The following is a 16,481-nucleotide window of genomic DNA, read 5'->3' on the forward strand; positions in this document are numbered from 1 at the left end:
AGACGGCATCACGCCTTAGGCAGCACAAATTCGACACGCCGGTTCTGCGCCCGACCATCGGGATTGTCCTTGCCCTTGATCTCGTTGGGCGCGACAGGTTCGCTTTCGCCGCGTCCTTCCGGCTTCAACCTTGCAGATGTGACACCATTGCCAACGAGAAACTTGGTAACCGCATCGGCGCGGTTTTTCGACAGCTTGTCGTTATAGCTGTCGGACCCTTTGGAATCCGTATGGCCCACCACGCGGACGGCGGAATCCGGCATGCTTTCCAATATTCTGGCAATATCGGTCAGCGTTGCCTTGGCTTTGCCAGTCAGTTTGGCGCTGTCGAAATCGAACAGAATATCGCTCGTCACGGAAAGGACGATGCTGTCATCGGTTTCGCGCATGGTGATATTGCCGCTCTTCTCGACAATCTCCTGTGCCGCACCGGACAGGCCACGCGCCTTGCCATCGGTGCTGCCCGATGCCGAAACCAGATCACGGATTTCGGGCACCAGGTCGCGAATATAGACGCTGTTGTCGGTGCTTGTAGTCTGCGCTGCCGCAATGGACGGCAGGCAGAGTACGGCAAGCCCTAAAGCGATGCAGCCTTTGATCTGATTGGTCATGGCCGCCCCCTATTCGGCGGGAACCGCGAACGGTCCGAGTGGCTCGACCCCCTTGATATAGAGCGTCACCTTCTGGCCCTTCGGTGGAGCAGGAAAGACGCCGTGCCAGACACCGACCACATGACCCGTGCCGAACAAGGAAACAGACGCCGGAGCAAGCGGCTTGCCTTCGGAGTCTTTCAGCAGAAGATATTTCTTGTCGCCTGCGAGGAGATAGTAGTCATTCTCGTAGTCCTCGTCCGACAGCGCGGTGTAAAGCGTAGTGGAAACACTTCCGCCTTCTCTGGCGTTGATGAAGCGAACCTTGACCGTCAGCTTGTCGCCATCTGCCACGACACCGCTGACTTCTGCGGTGGCCTGACCGCTGCTGTGATAACCGCTTGCTATCGGCTGACTGGCCGTCTCCTGAGCATTTGCGGCGTGGGGAAGCGCACTGGCCGAGAGGAGAACAGTGGCAAGAACCGTACGTGAGAGAAACGCCATGAGTATCGCTTTCATTTGTTGGATAACCTAGAGCATAGCGAAGCCAGACAGAAAATATCTGGCGTTACGTGAAGGCGGTGAAAACAAATAAGCGGAGCAGTTCAGGGGGGTGTGAATGAAAGACGAACCACTCCAGTTGCGGCGCAGAAACCTAACAGGCAGAAGAAAGAGGTCATGTAAACTTTAAAAACACTCATTAACATTTGCGCGACCGGAAATTCTTCTCATCTAGACAGGGCAATTGAGATCGTGATCGCAGCAAATGTTTAAATAGGCACTTTCGGGTTGAGCTTGGCTTCCGCGGCTGCTAATTCGCCCGCTCCCCGGTTTTCTCCAAAAAAGGTGTAGTGATGACGAAGGCTGACCAGAGCCGTTTTGACGGCGTGACATTGGGCATCGACTTCGGCACGACGAACACCGTTCTGTCAGTGGCAGCACCCGACGGAACCACGGTCGTCCTGAGCGTTCCGAAGGATGGCGCCGAGATTACCGGCTATCGCTCGATCCTTTGCTTCTGGCAGGATCGCGAAACCGGCGAGCGCACTGTTGAAAGCGGACCTTGGGCGATGGACGCATTCGTCAATGCGCCGCATTCCACGCGCATGCTGCAATCGTTCAGACATTCGCGGCATCGAAATCCTTCACCGATACGCCGGTTTTCGGCAAGCGCTTCAAGTTCGAGGATATTCTGACGACCTTCCTCGAAACGGTCGCCGCGCGGCTGGGCGATCGCCTGCCGCCAAAGGGCAATCGCGTGGTCATCGGCAGGCCGGTGATCTTTGCGGGCGCTTCACCGGATGAAGCGCTGGCCATGCAGCGCTATGAAAAAGCGTTCCGGGCGTTCGGCTTCACCGATCTTCACTACGTTTATGAGCCGGTTGCTGCCGCTTACTTCTATGCACAGGAACTGAAAGCTGCATCCACCGTTCTGGTGGCCGACTTCGGCGGCGGTACGAGCGACTTTTCCATCGTGCGCTTCGAAGTGGGCAAGAATGGCCTCAGCTTCGCACCGCTCAGCCAGACGGGTCTTGGCATTGCGGGCGACACGTTCGACTATCGCATCATCGACAATGCCGTTTCGCCGCTGCTCGGAAAGGGTACGGAGTACCAGTCCTTCGGCAAAAGGCTGACCATACCGAACCATTATTATGCAAATTTTGCGCGCTGGAACACGCTGTTCCTGATGAACTCTCCGGCGACCATTCGCGATCTGGACGAATTGGCCCGGCAAGCGGTCGATCCAAAACCCCTCGAACATTTCATCAACCTGATCGAGAACGATTACGGTTACGAGATATACCGCGCCGTTTCAGACCTGAAGGTGCGTCTTTCCTCACAGCGCATGTCGGAACTGCACTTCAAGGCCGACGACTTCGAAATCCGTTCCGACATCACACGCAACGATTTCGAAAACTGGATCGCAGACGATGTGCGCCAGATTGAACAGTCGGTGCAGCAGGCGGTGGATAAAGCGGAGCTGGAAACGTCGTCTATCGACCGTGTTTTCCTGACCGGCGGCACATCTTTCGTGCCGGTCATCCGTACGGTGTTTGAAAACCGCTTTCCCGACGCCGTGGTGACGAGCTCGAACCAGTTCGATTCCATCGCCAACGGCCTCGCATTGATCGGGCAGAGCGCGGATATCGAACGCTGGTCAGTAAAATAGTAAGCAATGCCCGAATAGGTTTCCGTTCAAAACATGGAGATCATCGTGTCAGTCAGCACTTTTGAAACTTTCTCTGAACGCTTGCGCGAGAACAGCCAGCCATTCTGGTCGCAAGCCGTCGGCCATCGCCTCGTCGGTGAAATCTATACGGGCACGGTCGCACCTGATGTCATGACGCGCTATCTGGTGCAGGATCATCGCTTTATCGACTGCTTTCTGTCACTGCTGGGTGGAACGCTGGTCAATTGCGACAGGATGGAAGCCAAGCTGACATTGGGCCGTTTCATAGGCATGATCAGCAGCGATGAGAACTCCTATTTCGAACGCTCCTTTGCGAAACTCGCAGTCGCTGACGCCGAGCGTTTCGATACACCTGATGCGACGCCAACCGCTGCATTCAAGGAACTGATGCTGGAAGCTGCGCGTTCAGGCTCCTATGCGGTCTGCCTGTCGGTGCTGACCGTTGCCGAATGGCTTTATCTCGACTGGGCTGAAAAAGCGCCAAAGCCTCTGCCCGACGATTTTATTTTCGCGGAATGGATCGCGCTGCACGACAATCCATACTTCGTGGAATTTGTCGGTTTCCTGCGCTCGGAACTCGATAGGGTCGGCCCGGCAGCGGCAGAACAATGCCAGCAGTTCTTCCGGCGAGCGGTCGAACTGGAAAAGGCATTCTTCGATGCCGCCTATGGGAGCCAGAACTGATCAGTTGCTGGCGGCGGGGAAGGGGCAGTTGCTGTCGCCTTCCTCGCATTTGAGATATTTCTTGAGGTCGCTGACGCGCTCCGCCGTCAGGTCGGACAGGCAGATCGAATAGGCCATGCCGGAAATACTGCCGCCACCAACTGTCTGCATGTCGCATTCGGCGTCGCGAAAGGCGATCCATGTCCGTTGCGACTGAACCAGCTTTTTCTTCAGGTCCGCATCGTCGGCGCGGCGCTGCAAGGTCTTGAAGATCTTGTTCAGCTCGGCATCCGATTTCTTGTAGGCTTTGCCATAGCATTCATTGAGTGCGGACTGCGAACTGGCGTTCTGGCAGTCGTCGGCTTGCGCTGTGGCAATGATTGCAAAAGCACTGAACGCCACCCCGATAACCCCGATTTTCAAAACCTGCATAAATTTCCTCCCCGAAAATTTGACGATACTATCTTCATCACAAATAGAACGTTAGTCATTAAAGAAAAGATGACGCCAGAAGCATTTCCACTTTAAATAAAATGGAAGTGTCGGGAGTGCTATATTGTATTTGTTTTTCCGCGCATCTTGGTCTGATCGAAGCAGAATCAGAAATCAATCCACTGGACTGATTTCCTTGTGCAGCCAGGCGTTTCACTTTTTTCGGGATGCACTCTAATCCTCGAAGCGGCTCGACCCATCGCGGTCGCGTTCGTAGCCCTTCGTGTCCGGGAATGGTGGCAGCCAGGATTCGCGGCGGATGGTCCAGAGTTCATAGGTCGGCTTGAACTGGTCGATTGCGTCGAGTGACCCGAGATTGACTTCGACTTCATCTGCGCTGCGTCCGAAAACCGGCGACCCGCAGCGGGGGCAGAAAAATCGCCCCGCATAGTCACGGGTCTCTCCCTCGACCGTAACCGCAGCTTCCGGAAATATCGCCGAAGCGTGAAACAGGGCTCCGTGATGCTTGCGGCAGTCAAGGCAATGGCAGATGCCGACCCGATATGGCCGCCCTGACGCTTCAAAGCGGACATTGCCGCACAGGCATCCACCCGTAACCTTATCCATGATGCACCTCCTCACTACAGCAATCCGGTTTTCGCAAAGCTGAAACTGCTTAAACCCCGCATTAACCATATTCGTTCATGGTTAACGCGCTGCTGATAATGACTGTATTAGCCAGAGCCGCAAGCGTGTCCTCTACCCGCCGGACAAGGTTAATACTCCGTTATCGCCGCATCAGTTTAGTCAGTGTGAGTGGAGTGTGCGGTGCGTCTTGTATCTTTACGAGCGCTGTTTGGTCGAAGGAAGGCCGTTGCCGAGCCGGTGTGGCATTATCCCGTCGCGGGCTATTGCCCGGAGGAGGGGCGCTATTACGCGGTAAGGGCAAAGCCACGCCAGACAGTTCATAAGCCGCATCGCCTGGTGCCACTGGTTCTGGCAGCCATGACCTATCTCTTCAATTCCAATGCGATTGCCTTTCAGGACATGGCGAGCCTGGTGCCGTCGGCGGATCTGGGATCGCATCGCTGGACTGCCTTCGTCGCCAAGGCGCCGGTCGGCTCCGTGCATCAGGCCGAAATGCCGTTTGTGGACGCAACGACTGTAACGGGCAGCATCGCGACAAACGGCATTGAAGTGCCGGGCATCGGTCGTGTTGCGCTGTCCGGAGGCAAAAAGACGGCCAAGCTCGGCCCGGATGATCCGAACCCGGACGAAAACCGCATCAATCGCTCCGACAAGACGGGGCGTCTTGTCTCGGTGAAGCCCAAGGCGCCCGCCAAGGCCTTCACTGCCGGCAGCATGTTCGAAAAGATCAGCATGATTACGCGTCCGCCGGAAAAGACGGACGCGAAAATGGCCTTCTCCAGCAAGCTGGAGGGCAAGGAAGTCGCCATCACCATGGCGTTCCATGCGGTCAAGCCGCCAAAGCCGCGCTCCGAAATGCCGACCCAGCTTGCCAAGCTCATTACCAATGACCAGCCGGACGTGCTGGCCCTTGGTTATGCGCCTGCGACACCGGACTATGGCAAGACATCGCCTTTCGAAAGCATTTTGAAGCCGCAGCCGGATGAAGGCCGCTTCGTGCCGCCTATCGGCGAGAAGGACCATGAATGGGCAGCAACGCCGTTGCCACCTTCTGCTTTCAGCAAGAGCGAACAGACGTGCCTTGCCGAAGCTGTCTATTATGAAGCCCGCGGCGAAACGGTGAAGGGGCAGGTTGCCGTCGCGCAGGTCGTTCTCAACCGCGTGCGCAACCCGGCTTATCCGGGCTCGATCTGCGGCGTGGTCTACCAGAATCGCGACTGGCTCAATGCCTGCCAGTTTTCATTTGCCTGCGACGGCCAGAAGCACCGCGTGACCGAAATGCCGCAATGGCGCATGGCACAGCAGGTTGCAAAGACTGTCTCTGCCGGTCAGATATGGCTACCGGAAGTCGGTTCCGCCACGCATTACCACGCGACCTATGTTCGCCCGTTCTGGGCTCCGACCATGAAGAAGGTCGCCAAGATCGGCCTTCACATTTTCTATCGGACCTATGGCGGCGGATGGAGCTGATCGCTCCGTTCTCGCGCACTGGCGGGATCGACCGGTTTCAACTCACGTTTTTGTTAGCGGACTAATAGGCCGAACAGGCGCATAAGGCCGCCTTTCAGCCTCACCCGAACAGGGTGCGACCGTCCAAAATCGATTCCGTTTTTTTAGCCAATAATGTGGCCAATCTGATCCTTTGGTCGGAAAATGAGTCGCACCAATAACTAAGTATTTGATTTTTCTGGATAAAAAACCTTCTGGACCAATGCCTGCACCGCCTTGACTAGCGGACGGCGTGTCAATATGTTGCGCCCAACTTGGAAATGGGATTGAAATCCTCGTATTTCTTGAGAAAAGGAGCTGCCAATGGCGCGCGGGACTGAACCCGGAAAGCCATCCGGTACCATCAAGAATGCGAAGAACGAACCCGGTTCCGGGGAGCTGGATCAGCGTTTGAACCGCCTGGAGGCCGAACTGGCCAAGAAGGGTGTGCTCAAGCAACCGGCTTCCGAGGAGGAGCGATCGGCGACTGCAAGCTCGGTCGCGCAGGCCATGAAGATTTCCAGCGAGTTTATCGCAGGGGTTGTGGTGGGTGCGCTGATTGGCTGGTTCATTGATCGTGTCGCCGGCACATCGCCCTGGGGATTGATCGTATTTCTCCTTCTGGGCTTTGGTGCGGGCGTCCTCAACGTGCTTCGTTCCGCTGGGTATGTTGCCGAACAGGCTAACATTAAATCTAGCGCGGAAAAGAACGACAAGAAATAGGACTTGACGGGCTTCACGGTAAAGTTCGTTCAAGTGTAAGTGAACAAGTGGGCCTTCTGGCCCGAGACTAAAACGCCTTCGGGTAGACCAAATTGCCTGCGGGCAGACCAAATCGCCTTCGGGCAGGCCAAAATTGCCTTCGGGCAGGGAAGACAGACGAGGTTAAGGTGGCGAACGATCCGATCCATCAGTTCCAGGTTTCCCGGTGGATTCCCATCGATGTAGGCGGTGTGGACCTGTCATTCACGAATGTTTCGGCCTTCATGGTCGCAACCGTCGTGGTCGCTTCGGGCTTCCTTTATCTGACGTCTTCGGGCCGCGGCCTGATCCCGACCCGTCTTCAGTCGGTGTCGGAAATGGCTTACGAATTCGTGGCCACCAGCCTGCGGGATTCGGCAGGGTCGAAGGGCATGAAGTTCTTCCCCTTCGTCTTCTCGCTGTTCATGTTCGTTCTGGTTGCAAACTTCCTCGGTCTTTTCCCGTATTTCTATACGGTTACGAGCCAGATCATCGTGACCTTTGCCCTTGCCATTCTGGTTATCGGTACGGTTATCGTCTACGGTTTCTTCAAGCACGGCTTCGGCTTCCTCAAGCTGTTTGTGCCGAGCGGCGTTCCGGGCATCATCGTGCCGCTGGTTGTCGCCATTGAAATCATCTCGTTCCTGTCGCGTCCGATCAGCCTCTCTGTTCGTCTTTTTGCGAACATGCTTGCCGGTCACATCACGCTCAAGGTTTTTGCGGGCTTCGTCGTTTCGCTGGCTGCACTTGGCCCGATCGGCATCGGCGGCGCTGTGCTGCCACTGATCATGACGGTCGCAATCACCGCACTGGAATTCCTCGTAGCCTTCCTGCAGGCCTACGTGTTTACCGTTCTCACCTGCATGTACATCAACGACGCAGTACATCCGGGACACTGAGTTCAAGCCGGCGGGCGACCGCCAGAACTGAAATCCGCGCTTATATTCAATCCAGAAGGAGCTTAACATGGAAGCGGAAGCAGCAAAGTACATCGGCGCCGGTCTCGCCTGTTTCGGTATGGCCGGTACGGCTCTGGGCCTCGGCAATATCTTTGGCCAATACCTCTCCGGCGCTCTGCGCAACCCGTCCGCTGCTGACAGCCAGTTCGGCCGTCTGGTGTTCGGTTTCGCCGTTACGGAAGCTCTGGGCATCTTCTCGCTGCTCATCGCGCTTCTGCTCCTCTTCGCCGTCTAATCAACGGTCGCAAGAAACGGGCTGGCCGCGAAGCAGCTTTGGGAATATGGCCTTTCTGGTCGTATTCCGTCGAAAGATGCAGACGCGGCTGGCCTTTGCATATGTCGTCTGAGTAAGGCATGATCCTTCTCCACCTGGATCAGATCGTGCTGGATTAAAGGGGAAATCTGGATGTTCGTGTCCACGGCGTTTGCCCAAACCGCCACCGAATCGCAACCGGCACCTGCTGCTGGCGAGCACGGCGCAGCTGATGCTGTGCACACCGAAACCGGGGTCGCTCACGATGCCGGACACGGCAGCGGCGTATTCCCGCCGTTTGATTCCACCCACTATGCATCGCAGATCCTCTGGCTCGCGATCACCTTCGGTCTTTTCTATCTGTTCATGTCGCGCGTGGTTCTGCCGCGCATCGGTGGCGTGATCGAAACCCGTCGCGACCGTATCGCTCAGGATCTCGAGCAGGCAGCCCGCCTCAAGCAGGATGCCGACAACGCTATTGCTGCCTATGAGCAGGAACTGACCCAGGCCCGCACCAAGGCTGCTTCGATTGCCGAAGCCGCCCGTGAAAAGGGCAAGGGCGAAGCCGACGCAGAACGTGCTGCGGCTGAAGCTGCACTTGAAGGCAAGCTCAAGGAAGCCGAAGAACGTATCGCCGCGATCAAGACCAAGGCCATGAGCGACGTCGGCAACATTGCCGAGGAAACCACGGCAGAGATCGTCGAACAGCTTCTGGGCACCAAGGCCGACAAGGCTTCGGTAACAGCAGCCGTCAAGGCTTCGAACGCCTGAGGAGAGGACAATGGACGCTACATTCTGGGCACTGATTGGCCTCATTATCTTCCTGGCAATCCTGGCTTACCTGAAGGTTCCGGGCATGGTCGGTCGTTCGCTCGACGAACGCGCTGATCGCATCAAGAACGAACTGGAAGAAGCCCGCACGCTTCGCGAGGAAGCCCAGCAGCTGCTGGCCGAATATCATCGCAAGCGCAAGGAAGCCGAAAAGGAAGCTGGCGATATCGTTGCTTCCGCCGAGCGTGAAGCCAAGGCGCTTCTCGAAGACGCCAAGCGCGCGACGGAAGAATATGTTGCACGCCGCAACAAGCTGGCCGAACAGAAGATTGCAACGGCTGAAGTCGATGCCATCAACGCAGTTCGTGCTTCGGCAGTTGACCTCGCAGTCGCCGCAGCCGGCAAGATCGTTGCCGACAAGGTAGACACAAAGGTCGCAGGCAACCTGTTCAAGGATGCTCTGTCGCAGGTCAAGTCGAACCTGAACTAATCCCGACTCATATAGTTTCAGAGAAACGCCGCCTCAAAAGGGCGGCGTTTTTTGTTGGCTTGGGTCGAGAAATCGATTTCAATGCAGTCCGATCAGAGGCTGGCAGCCATGCCGTCCAGTCTGTCAAACAACGGTCGATGTTCCTCCAAAGCAAGATCGTCCAGTGCGCAAGCTTCCGCTGGCCTAAACCATCGCAGTTCCGTGTGTTCCCGGTCGCGAATGGTGGGGGTGGCCGTCCCAGGCGGTGACAGTAAAGAGGTGGAATGACGTGACCGGATTTGCGACCTCTATGGTGGTAAGGAACAAGAATAACCGGATTGTTAACCCGAGTTCCTCGTGGATTTCCCGTTGGAGTGCGCTTTCAAAGCTCTCGCCCGCTTCAACATGACCGCCCGGAAAACTCCACCGATCTGGATAGGCGCGACGATCCGGGCTGCGGCGCCCAAGAAGAATGCCCTTGGGCCCGACGAGAACCGCATTGACAATATCCGACGTGATGGCCCTCCGACGGTGCAAAGTGAGGTCAGTCCTTGAGGTCCGATAGATGTGTAAGCGGCAGCTCTCCTTGTGATTTGACCGTCTGGATGGCGAAGTTGCTGCGAATGTCGATCACGCCGGGAAGCCGTAACAGCGTGCCGGATAGAAAGCGTTCATAGGCAGCGAGATCAGCGACCACCACCTGCAAAAGAAAATCGGATTCTCCCGACACGAGGTGGCATGAAAAGACCTCCGGCAGATTCTGCACGGAGGTGCGAAATGCAGTCGCAGTTTCCTCGTGATGGCGCTCCACCCGGATGCCGACGAAAACAGTCAATCCAAGCCCGACCGCATTGCGGTCTAGTGCTGCATGATAACCTTGAATAGCACCTGCCTTTTCGAGCATCTTGACGCGCCGCAGGCATGGAGAGGGCGACAGGCCGACTTTCTCTGCCAGTTGTACATTGGAGAGCCGCGCATCTTCCTGAAGTGCGGTCAGTATCTTGCGGTCGATAGCGTCCAGTTTCAATTTTGGCATGATCCGACAATCTAAGTTAGTATACTGGTAGAATATATCACAAATCGGAAACCTTGAGCCATAAATCGCAAGGACATGCGCATGCGTCTCCGCATAGTTTCGATACGCCACTGCTTCGCATAGCGGACAGGCTGGCACTTTCTTTTTCGCATTATCCTACGCATCGAAGCGGGAAATGAAATCAGTCCAGTGAACTGATTTCCTTGCGTAGACGCTTCGCACTTTTGCTGGAAATGCTCTGGTGGACGATATCGATGGGTGAGATGTGGTTATATGCAGGCACATTGGCTGCTGCATTTCTTATTCCGGGACCGGATATGCTTCTGCTACTCCAGACCGGCGCGGCTGAGGGCAGGGCGCATGCGCTTGCAGCGGCAGCAGGGCTTGCAATAGCGCGTGCCTGTCATGTGGCACTTGCCGCACTTGGTCTCGCTGCGCTCCTTCATGCCTTTCCTGTAGCGTTTCAGTTGGTCCGGATTATCGGCGCCTGCTATCTGGTCTGGCTTGCCATAGGCATTCTGCGCCACCCGTTGCCGACAGTGGATACAGTCGGCGGTGTTCGTGAGCGCCGATCCTATATGGCGTCGGCCCGGAAAGGTCTTCTCACCAATCTCCTCAACCCGAAAGCGCTGCTTTTCTGTTCGGTTCTGCTGCCGCAGTTCGTTCATCCCGAAAATGGCAGTATTGCGCTCCAGTTTGCACTTCTGGGGGCGGTCATGACCACGGTGGGATTGTCGTTCGATACGATCTACGCCTTTACTGGCTCGTCGCTCGGAAGCCTGTTCAAGCGTTATCCTGCCATACAGTCAGTCCAGCGCTGGGGTTTTGCAGCGCTGCTTTTCGGCTTCGCGGCCAAGTTGGCGGCTGTTTAAAGCATAATCCGACCGGAGTGAAACGAGGATCGGTAAGATTATGCTTGAAATATAATAGCTTAGAGCGCCGATCTGATCCAATCAAAACGAAACGCGCTCTAAATGCTATAACGGCCTTTGATGGGCGCGAAAGTGTAGCGGTGGATACCGGGAACGGGGCCAGCCGCTTCGATTGCGGTGCGGTGCTTCACGGTCGCGTAACCCGCATGTATCTCCAACCCATAGGGTGGATGCGCCGCTCCGGCGCGGATCATCATCCGGTCGCGTGTTACCTTGGCGACGATGGAGGCAGCGGCGATGGAAACGGAGCGCTGATCGCCCTTGACCAGCGCCGAACCTGGGCAGGGAAGCCCCGGCGGAACATCACGTCCGTCGATCAGCGCGTGGCATGGCCTCAAGATCAGGCCGACAGAAGCGCGACGCATGGCTTCAAGCGCGGCCTTCCTGATGTCGCTTACGTCGATGCTGCGCGCGCTGAGGCTTGCCACCGAAATGGTGACGGCCTTTGTCAAAATGGTTTCGTAAAGCGCTTCACGCTTTGCAGCCGTGAGACGCTTGGAATCGTCCAGACCATCTGGAAGGTCATCGATATCAAGAACAACCGCAGCGGCAACCACAGGACCGGCCAAGGGCCCCCGTCCGGCTTCGTCGATGCCGACGATGTGTTTTAGTCCACACGAAAGCAGTCTTTTCTCTTCAGAAAAGTCAGGCGCGAGCGGGATATCAAAGAGGAGCGGAGAATCAGAAGCCGAGCGTTTCATTTGGCGGCAATGCTCGCATTGCTTCCGATTCTCCGCAAGGGCCCTGCTCGAGGACGGTGGCGTGAAAGCAGGTAGCCCCTCCGTCTGAAGGACAAATCAGACGGAAACTGAATTGACGACTGATAGGGTATGCAGTTTGAAAAACGATCCCAGCCCAAGGTTAGGCTTGCCTTTTCGCTGGGCGTCTTTCCTAAAACAGCGAAAGCTGCTTGCCTCCTTTTTCGACTGGTTCGAACAGATCGGTGCGCAACTGCAGCCGTCGTGCATTGAAGCCGAGCTTGCGGGCGGTAATCTCGAAACGACGCCCGATCTGCCATGCATAGGGGCCAGTGCCGCGCATGCGCTTTCCCCATTCGGCGTCATAATCCTTGCCGTCGCGCATGGAGCGCACCAGCGACATGACATGACGATAGCGATCCGGGTAATTGCGCAGCAGCCAGTCCTTGAACAAAGGCGCTACTTCGAGCGGCAGACGCAGCAGAACATAACCCGCTTCGCGCGCGCCCTGGGCATAGGCGGCATCCAGAATGCGCTCGATCTCGTGATCATTGATCCCCGGAATGACCGGCCCCATCATGACGGACGCTGGAACACCCGCATCGGCCAGCTTGCGGATGGCCTGAAGCCGCAGTGTCGGCGTCGAGGCGCGCGGCTCCATCGTGCGGGACAGATGGGCATCAAGCGTTGTGACCGACAAGGCGACCTTGGCCAGCCCTTTCTCGGCCATGCGGCTTAGAATATCAATGTCACGCACCACCAGGGCGGATTTCGTCACGATGCCGACCGGATGATTGGCGGCCTCCAGCACTTCGAGAATTTCACGCATGATGCGCCATTTCTTCTCGACCGGCTGATAGGGATCAGTGTTGGTGCCGATGGCGATGGTTTTCGGCTGATAATTGGGCTTGGCCAACTCGCGTTCCAGAAGGCGTGCGGCATCCGGTTTCGCGAACAGGCGGGATTCGAAATCGAGGCCGGCAGAAAGTCCCATGTAACTATGGGTCGGACGGGCAAAGCAATAGATACAGCCATGCTCGCAACCCCGATATGGATTGATCGAGCGGTCGAAATTGATGTCTGGTGAATCGTTGCGGGTGATGATCGTGCGCGGCTTTTCGATCTGCACGTCGGTCTTGAACGGCGGCAGTTCCTCAAGCGTGGTCCAGCCATCATCGAATTCATGCCGCGTCGTCGGCTCAAAGCGTCCGGTCGGATTTATGCCCGCGCCACGCCCGCGCCTGCGAGCGTGATCGATGCGCAAGCCAGCCTCACCGATCATCGCATTGGCGTGATCCGCGCGCCCACTACCGAAGGCAGCCCTGTCGGCCTGCTTGATGATATCTGCTTGCTGGATCACTTCCATCTTCGTCTCCCTGAATGGAAACATCGAGCGTTGCGCAATCACGACGAAAACAAACCGGGGAACAGCATAAAACCGTTCTGTTGTGCGTGTCGTGCTGCCATGCGACTCTGTTCTGATGAATCTATTCCTATCGCAAGATTTAGAACAAAGCAAGAACATATGCGTGACAGCTTTCCGCTCACGTATTCTTGATATATGAAGCGCGCATGTTGTCAGTCGTCATCGAAACCCTCAATTCTGAAAAACCGCTGGCCCACACGCTTTCGGCTTTGGTGTCGGCCGTCGTGGAGGGTTTACTGCGCCGCGTTACGGTCATCGACCGGGGATCATCGGACGAAACCGCTCTCGTAGCGCTGGGTGCAGGCTGTGCCTTTTATGCCGAAATGGATATTGAGGCGGCGCTCGATGAAATTCGCACGCCATGGGTGCTTTTGCTGAAGCCGGGCGCTATTCCGCAGGATGGGTGGGAGGAAGTCCTCCGTCGCCACATGGATCAGGATGGCGGTGTGGCGCGCTTTTCACTGCCGGAAGACGGCGGCTTCGGTACGGTCCGTAAAATCTTCGGTCACAAGGCGACACTCGATGCGGGGCTTCTGGTTCGGTTGGACATTGTAAAACCGCTGCTGCTCGACGGCGTGGCGTTTGACCAGCTTCCCCAGCGCTTGCGACCAACCCGCCTCAGGCACTCCATTCTGCCGCCCGACGAAGACTAAGAAAAGCAAAAAGGCGAAGCTGGAAGCTTCGCCTTTTTCGTCAGACATGCCGACCCGATTAGTTCTGGCCGGATTAGTTCTGGTAAGAGGAAGGCGAAGCATCGCCAAAGCGATGAGCCGAACCGTCCTGATAGACCGGAGCCTTGATCGAGGCAGGAGCTGTATAGTCGACCTTCTGGCTCTGCGTTGCAACCGGCGTACGGTCGTTTGCATAAAGATCGGCAGGTTCGCCAACATGTGGGTTTTCAGCGAAAGCAGCACCAGCGCTAAGGGCAACGGCAACGGCAGCAAGAGCAAACTTCTTCATTTTCTTAATCCTTATGATCGCCCCTTCGGATGGCATAGAAGCCTTTCCGGGGCTCCCGGGTGGCACCATGCCATCCATCGGGGAGATAACTGGGGGAAGCTGAATGATTGGGAGGAATATCCAGCTTGGGAATTTATCGGGGCGTCATCGGCTGGGAGGCTTTTTGACAACGCCCTGCGCCTAAGTTTTCAGAAAACTTAGTTCTGGTAGCTCGAAGGCGATGCATCACCGAAGCGATGAGCCGAACCGTCCTGGAATGAGGACTGGCTGATCGAAGCGGGAGCCGTGTAGTCAACCTTCTGGGAAGCAACCGGGGTGCGGTCGTTTGCATAAAGATCGGCAGGTTCGCCAACGCGTGGGTTTTCAGCAAAAGCAGCACCGGCGCTAAGAGCGAGGGCAGCGGCAGCAAGAACAATCTTTTTCATTTTCCTATCTCCTTGGAAAGTGGAGCGGCGTTTTGTTCGTCGTTCCGATGCATCTCAAATGGGTGACAGTGAGAAAAAGTTCCAGTCACGAAAATGTTTTCTTAATCACACATTTGTGCGGCCTAATTTCTGAAGTATTGATGACTTATAAGAAATAAATGAATGTATTCAATATATTGCATTATATATCAGCCTTCACGAAATTGTTGTACGAGGCCTTTTGTTCAAAAAGCGCGAACAGTCTGTCCCAATATATTGTCCAATGAGAGTGAACAATGGGGCAGTTTTGTGGAGTTTTGGATGGGAGCCGTCGAGAAACTATTTTCGGGACGGGACGCTTTGGGTCGCGATTACGAACCAGTCAGGCCTTTCGGCTGAAAGGCGTGCGGCTGCCTGTTCGGTGGCCGCCATGTCTTCAAAGATTGCATAGCAGGTGGCACCTGAACCCGACATCTGTGCGTAGAGCGCTCCGCTTGCGTGAAGCATCTCAAGCTTGTCACTGATCCGGGGTGCCAGTTTCAGCGCCGGGGCTAGAAGATCGTTGCGGGTTGTTTGCAGATAGGCGCAAAGGGGGGCGATATCTGCATGGGAAGCAAGGTTCAGTGCCGGATGATCGCGTTTGTCGAGCGCGCGAAAAACATCCGGCGTTGCGACAGCGGTTCCGTCATTGACGAGCAACATGGGCAAGGCCGGAAATTCGGCAACCGGGGTCAGGTCTTCGCCGATACCGCGTGCGGCCAATGGTGTTCCCTTTGATGCGCCATGCAGGCACATGGGCAGGTCGGCACCAAGAGCAAGCCCCATCATGGCGAATTGGTCGAAACCGAGATCAAGGCCCCACAACGCATCAAGTGCCAGCAGCGTTGCTGCGGCATCGCTCGATCCGCCGCCTATGCCCGACGCAATCGGAAGATTCTTCTCCAGATGAATGGCGACGGGCGGTACTGCCCTTTGCGCATGCTCGCGCAAGGTCTCGCGCGCTTTGAGAACCAGATTGCCGCCATCGAGCGGTATGCCCTTTGCAAAAGGACCGCTGACAGTGAAGCTGTCCTTTTCCGCAAATTCAACACGAACGCTGTCGCCAAAGCGCGCAAAGACGACCAGCATATCGAGTAGATGGTAGCCATCGTCACGACGCCCCGTCACATGCAGCGCGAGATTGATCTTGGCCGGGGCCAGTCGCGTCACGGAACCGGGAAATCCGGCATTGGCGGTTTTTTCGGTTTTCCGGGAAATGGTCATTTCTGGTTATGGACCGGCAATAGGGCATTTCCAGCAAAAGTGTGAAACGGTTTTGCGCAGGAAAATGCGATGAAACAAATAGTCAGAGCGGTTCCGACGATTCTGTTAAAATAGGAACCGCTCTAAAGAAACCATGGCCGTCCGGTTACGGAAGCCACCGCGCCGCTTCTTCGGCAACTGCTTCTGATGGAAAGATCAGTCCTTCTTGACGTAATATTCGCCGGTTTTAGGGTCTTGCACGAGTGTGCCATGAGCCCGGTTCTGCGCTTCCTTTTCTGCCTGACGCACACGCTGGGACACGCGCGAGGCTTCACGCTTGAACGAGCGGTAGCCGTACCAGGCGGCGGCGATGATCAGCAGCAGAAAGATGAGCTGGGGCATGGCCTCAAGTCCTTAAGGGTTGCATTTCGGATTACCAGATCGCAACGCCGAAATGCCGGATGTTCATGAAGGGGCGGGAAGCGGCCCACCCCGCTTTCTGACACCATATCATGGTGAAACGAGGGAATTCAAAGCTTTGGTTCGAAAATCGACGCCGATTTTCGCCTTCGCTTTAT

Annotated in this window: 21 protein-coding genes and 1 pseudogene; 10 read left to right on the forward strand and 12 right to left on the reverse strand. The window is 56.1% G+C overall.

From position 1 onward, the window contains the following. Window positions 1-8 precede the first annotated feature (8 nt). A complete protein-coding gene (locus tag F9K91_RS03100; protein WP_151554287.1) occupies window positions 9-611 on the reverse strand; it encodes an OmpA family protein in 603 nt (200 codons plus the stop codon). Window positions 612-620: 9 nt separating this feature from the next. Next, window positions 621-1,109: a hypothetical protein gene (locus F9K91_RS03105; protein WP_151651697.1), complete on the reverse strand. Its 489-nt coding sequence runs from the start codon at window positions 1,107-1,109 to the stop codon at window positions 621-623. Window positions 1,110-1,444: 335 nt separating this feature from the next. Here F9K91_RS03105 and F9K91_RS03110 point away from each other — a divergent pair. Continuing rightward, window positions 1,445-2,760, forward strand: a pseudogene (locus F9K91_RS03110) (Hsp70 family protein). 33 nt (window positions 2,761-2,793) lie between these two features. Next, window positions 2,794-3,465: a TenA family protein gene (locus F9K91_RS03115; RefSeq protein WP_151554284.1), complete on the forward strand. Its 672-nt coding sequence runs from the start codon at window positions 2,794-2,796 to the stop codon at window positions 3,463-3,465. On the opposite strand, the gene F9K91_RS03120 is transcribed toward F9K91_RS03115, so the two are convergent. Together F9K91_RS03120 and F9K91_RS03125 are read right to left on the reverse strand one after the other, a co-directional pair. Further along, window positions 3,466-3,876 (reverse strand): lysozyme inhibitor LprI family protein, encoded by a 411-nt coding sequence (locus F9K91_RS03120; protein WP_151554283.1) that lies wholly within the window; start codon window positions 3,874-3,876, stop codon window positions 3,466-3,468. Window positions 3,877-4,110: 234 nt separating this feature from the next. Further along, on the reverse strand, window positions 4,111-4,503 hold the full coding sequence (locus tag F9K91_RS03125) for a GFA family protein (protein ID WP_151554282.1): 393 nt from the start codon (window positions 4,501-4,503) through the stop codon (window positions 4,111-4,113). A 201-nt stretch (window positions 4,504-4,704) separates the two neighbouring features. Between F9K91_RS03125 and F9K91_RS03130 the strand changes: the two genes are divergently transcribed. From F9K91_RS03130 to F9K91_RS03155, 6 genes are all read left to right on the forward strand, one after another. Continuing rightward, entirely contained in the window at window positions 4,705-5,994 is a 1,290-nt protein-coding gene (locus tag F9K91_RS03130; protein ID WP_151554281.1) for a cell wall hydrolase, read from the forward strand. Window positions 5,995-6,336: 342 nt separating this feature from the next. Continuing rightward, window positions 6,337-6,735: an AtpZ/AtpI family protein gene (locus F9K91_RS03135; protein WP_151554280.1), complete on the forward strand. Its 399-nt coding sequence runs from the start codon at window positions 6,337-6,339 to the stop codon at window positions 6,733-6,735. 167 nt (window positions 6,736-6,902) lie between these two features. Next, complete coding sequence (locus tag F9K91_RS03140; protein ID WP_061345083.1) at window positions 6,903-7,652, forward strand: F0F1 ATP synthase subunit A; 750 nt, start codon at window positions 6,903-6,905, stop codon at window positions 7,650-7,652. A 67-nt stretch (window positions 7,653-7,719) separates the two neighbouring features. Continuing rightward, window positions 7,720-7,947 carry a F0F1 ATP synthase subunit C gene (locus F9K91_RS03145; protein ID WP_002963544.1) on the forward strand — a complete coding sequence of 76 codons (228 nt, stop codon included), beginning with the start codon at window positions 7,720-7,722 and terminating at the stop codon, window positions 7,945-7,947. 171 nt (window positions 7,948-8,118) lie between these two features. Continuing rightward, a complete protein-coding gene (locus tag F9K91_RS03150; protein ID WP_151554279.1) occupies window positions 8,119-8,736 on the forward strand; it encodes a F0F1 ATP synthase subunit B in 618 nt (205 codons plus the stop codon). Between the two features lie 10 nt (window positions 8,737-8,746). Beyond that, the gene (locus tag F9K91_RS03155; RefSeq protein ID WP_010658323.1) at window positions 8,747-9,226 is read left to right on the forward strand and encodes a F0F1 ATP synthase subunit B; all 480 of its coding nucleotides are present in this window, start codon (window positions 8,747-8,749) and stop codon (window positions 9,224-9,226) included. A 183-nt stretch (window positions 9,227-9,409) separates the two neighbouring features. On the opposite strand, the gene F9K91_RS03160 is transcribed toward F9K91_RS03155, so the two are convergent. Next, the gene (locus tag F9K91_RS03160) at window positions 9,410-9,742 is read right to left on the reverse strand and encodes an NUDIX domain-containing protein (RefSeq protein WP_235912744.1); all 333 of its coding nucleotides are present in this window, start codon (window positions 9,740-9,742) and stop codon (window positions 9,410-9,412) included. A gap of 7 nt (window positions 9,743-9,749) precedes the next feature. After that, on the reverse strand, window positions 9,750-10,241 hold the full coding sequence (locus tag F9K91_RS03165) for an Lrp/AsnC family transcriptional regulator (RefSeq protein ID WP_151554278.1): 492 nt from the start codon (window positions 10,239-10,241) through the stop codon (window positions 9,750-9,752). 254 nt (window positions 10,242-10,495) lie between these two features. Between F9K91_RS03165 and F9K91_RS03170 the strand changes: the two genes are divergently transcribed. Next, window positions 10,496-11,113, forward strand: coding sequence for a LysE family translocator (locus tag F9K91_RS03170; RefSeq protein ID WP_151554277.1), 618 nt, complete (start codon window positions 10,496-10,498; stop codon window positions 11,111-11,113). Between the two features lie 98 nt (window positions 11,114-11,211). Here F9K91_RS03170 and F9K91_RS03175 read toward each other — a convergent pair whose 3' ends face one another. Together F9K91_RS03175 and F9K91_RS03180 are read right to left on the reverse strand one after the other, a co-directional pair. Then, on the reverse strand, window positions 11,212-11,874 hold the full coding sequence (locus F9K91_RS03175; RefSeq protein ID WP_151554276.1) for a ribonuclease HII: 663 nt from the start codon (window positions 11,872-11,874) through the stop codon (window positions 11,212-11,214). 190 nt (window positions 11,875-12,064) lie between these two features. Next, window positions 12,065-13,237 (reverse strand): PA0069 family radical SAM protein, encoded by a 1,173-nt coding sequence (locus F9K91_RS03180; protein WP_151554275.1) that lies wholly within the window; start codon window positions 13,235-13,237, stop codon window positions 12,065-12,067. Window positions 13,238-13,443: 206 nt separating this feature from the next. Between F9K91_RS03180 and F9K91_RS03185 the strand changes: the two genes are divergently transcribed. Beyond that, the gene (locus F9K91_RS03185) at window positions 13,444-13,950 is read left to right on the forward strand and encodes a glycosyl transferase (RefSeq protein WP_151554274.1); all 507 of its coding nucleotides are present in this window, start codon (window positions 13,444-13,446) and stop codon (window positions 13,948-13,950) included. A 73-nt stretch (window positions 13,951-14,023) separates the two neighbouring features. Here F9K91_RS03185 and F9K91_RS03190 read toward each other — a convergent pair whose 3' ends face one another. The 4 genes from F9K91_RS03190 to F9K91_RS03205 all read right to left on the reverse strand — a co-directional run bounded on the left by F9K91_RS03190 (window position 14,024) and on the right by F9K91_RS03205 (window position 16,305). After that, a complete protein-coding gene (locus F9K91_RS03190; RefSeq protein WP_061345244.1) occupies window positions 14,024-14,257 on the reverse strand; it encodes a hypothetical protein in 234 nt (77 codons plus the stop codon). Between the two features lie 197 nt (window positions 14,258-14,454). Continuing rightward, window positions 14,455-14,682, reverse strand: coding sequence for a hypothetical protein (locus F9K91_RS03195; protein ID WP_012090790.1), 228 nt, complete (start codon window positions 14,680-14,682; stop codon window positions 14,455-14,457). Between the two features lie 318 nt (window positions 14,683-15,000). Next, window positions 15,001-15,924, reverse strand: a complete 924-nt coding sequence (locus F9K91_RS03200) for a 4-(cytidine 5'-diphospho)-2-C-methyl-D-erythritol kinase (protein ID WP_151554272.1) — start codon at window positions 15,922-15,924, stop codon at window positions 15,001-15,003. Between the two features lie 195 nt (window positions 15,925-16,119). Beyond that, window positions 16,120-16,305, reverse strand: a complete 186-nt coding sequence (locus F9K91_RS03205; protein WP_006466164.1) for a membrane protein — start codon at window positions 16,303-16,305, stop codon at window positions 16,120-16,122. Window positions 16,306-16,481 lie beyond the last annotated feature (176 nt).

The sequence above is a fragment of the Brucella tritici genome (assembly GCF_008932295.1).
Lineage (GTDB): Bacteria > Pseudomonadota > Alphaproteobacteria > Rhizobiales > Rhizobiaceae > Brucella > Brucella tritici.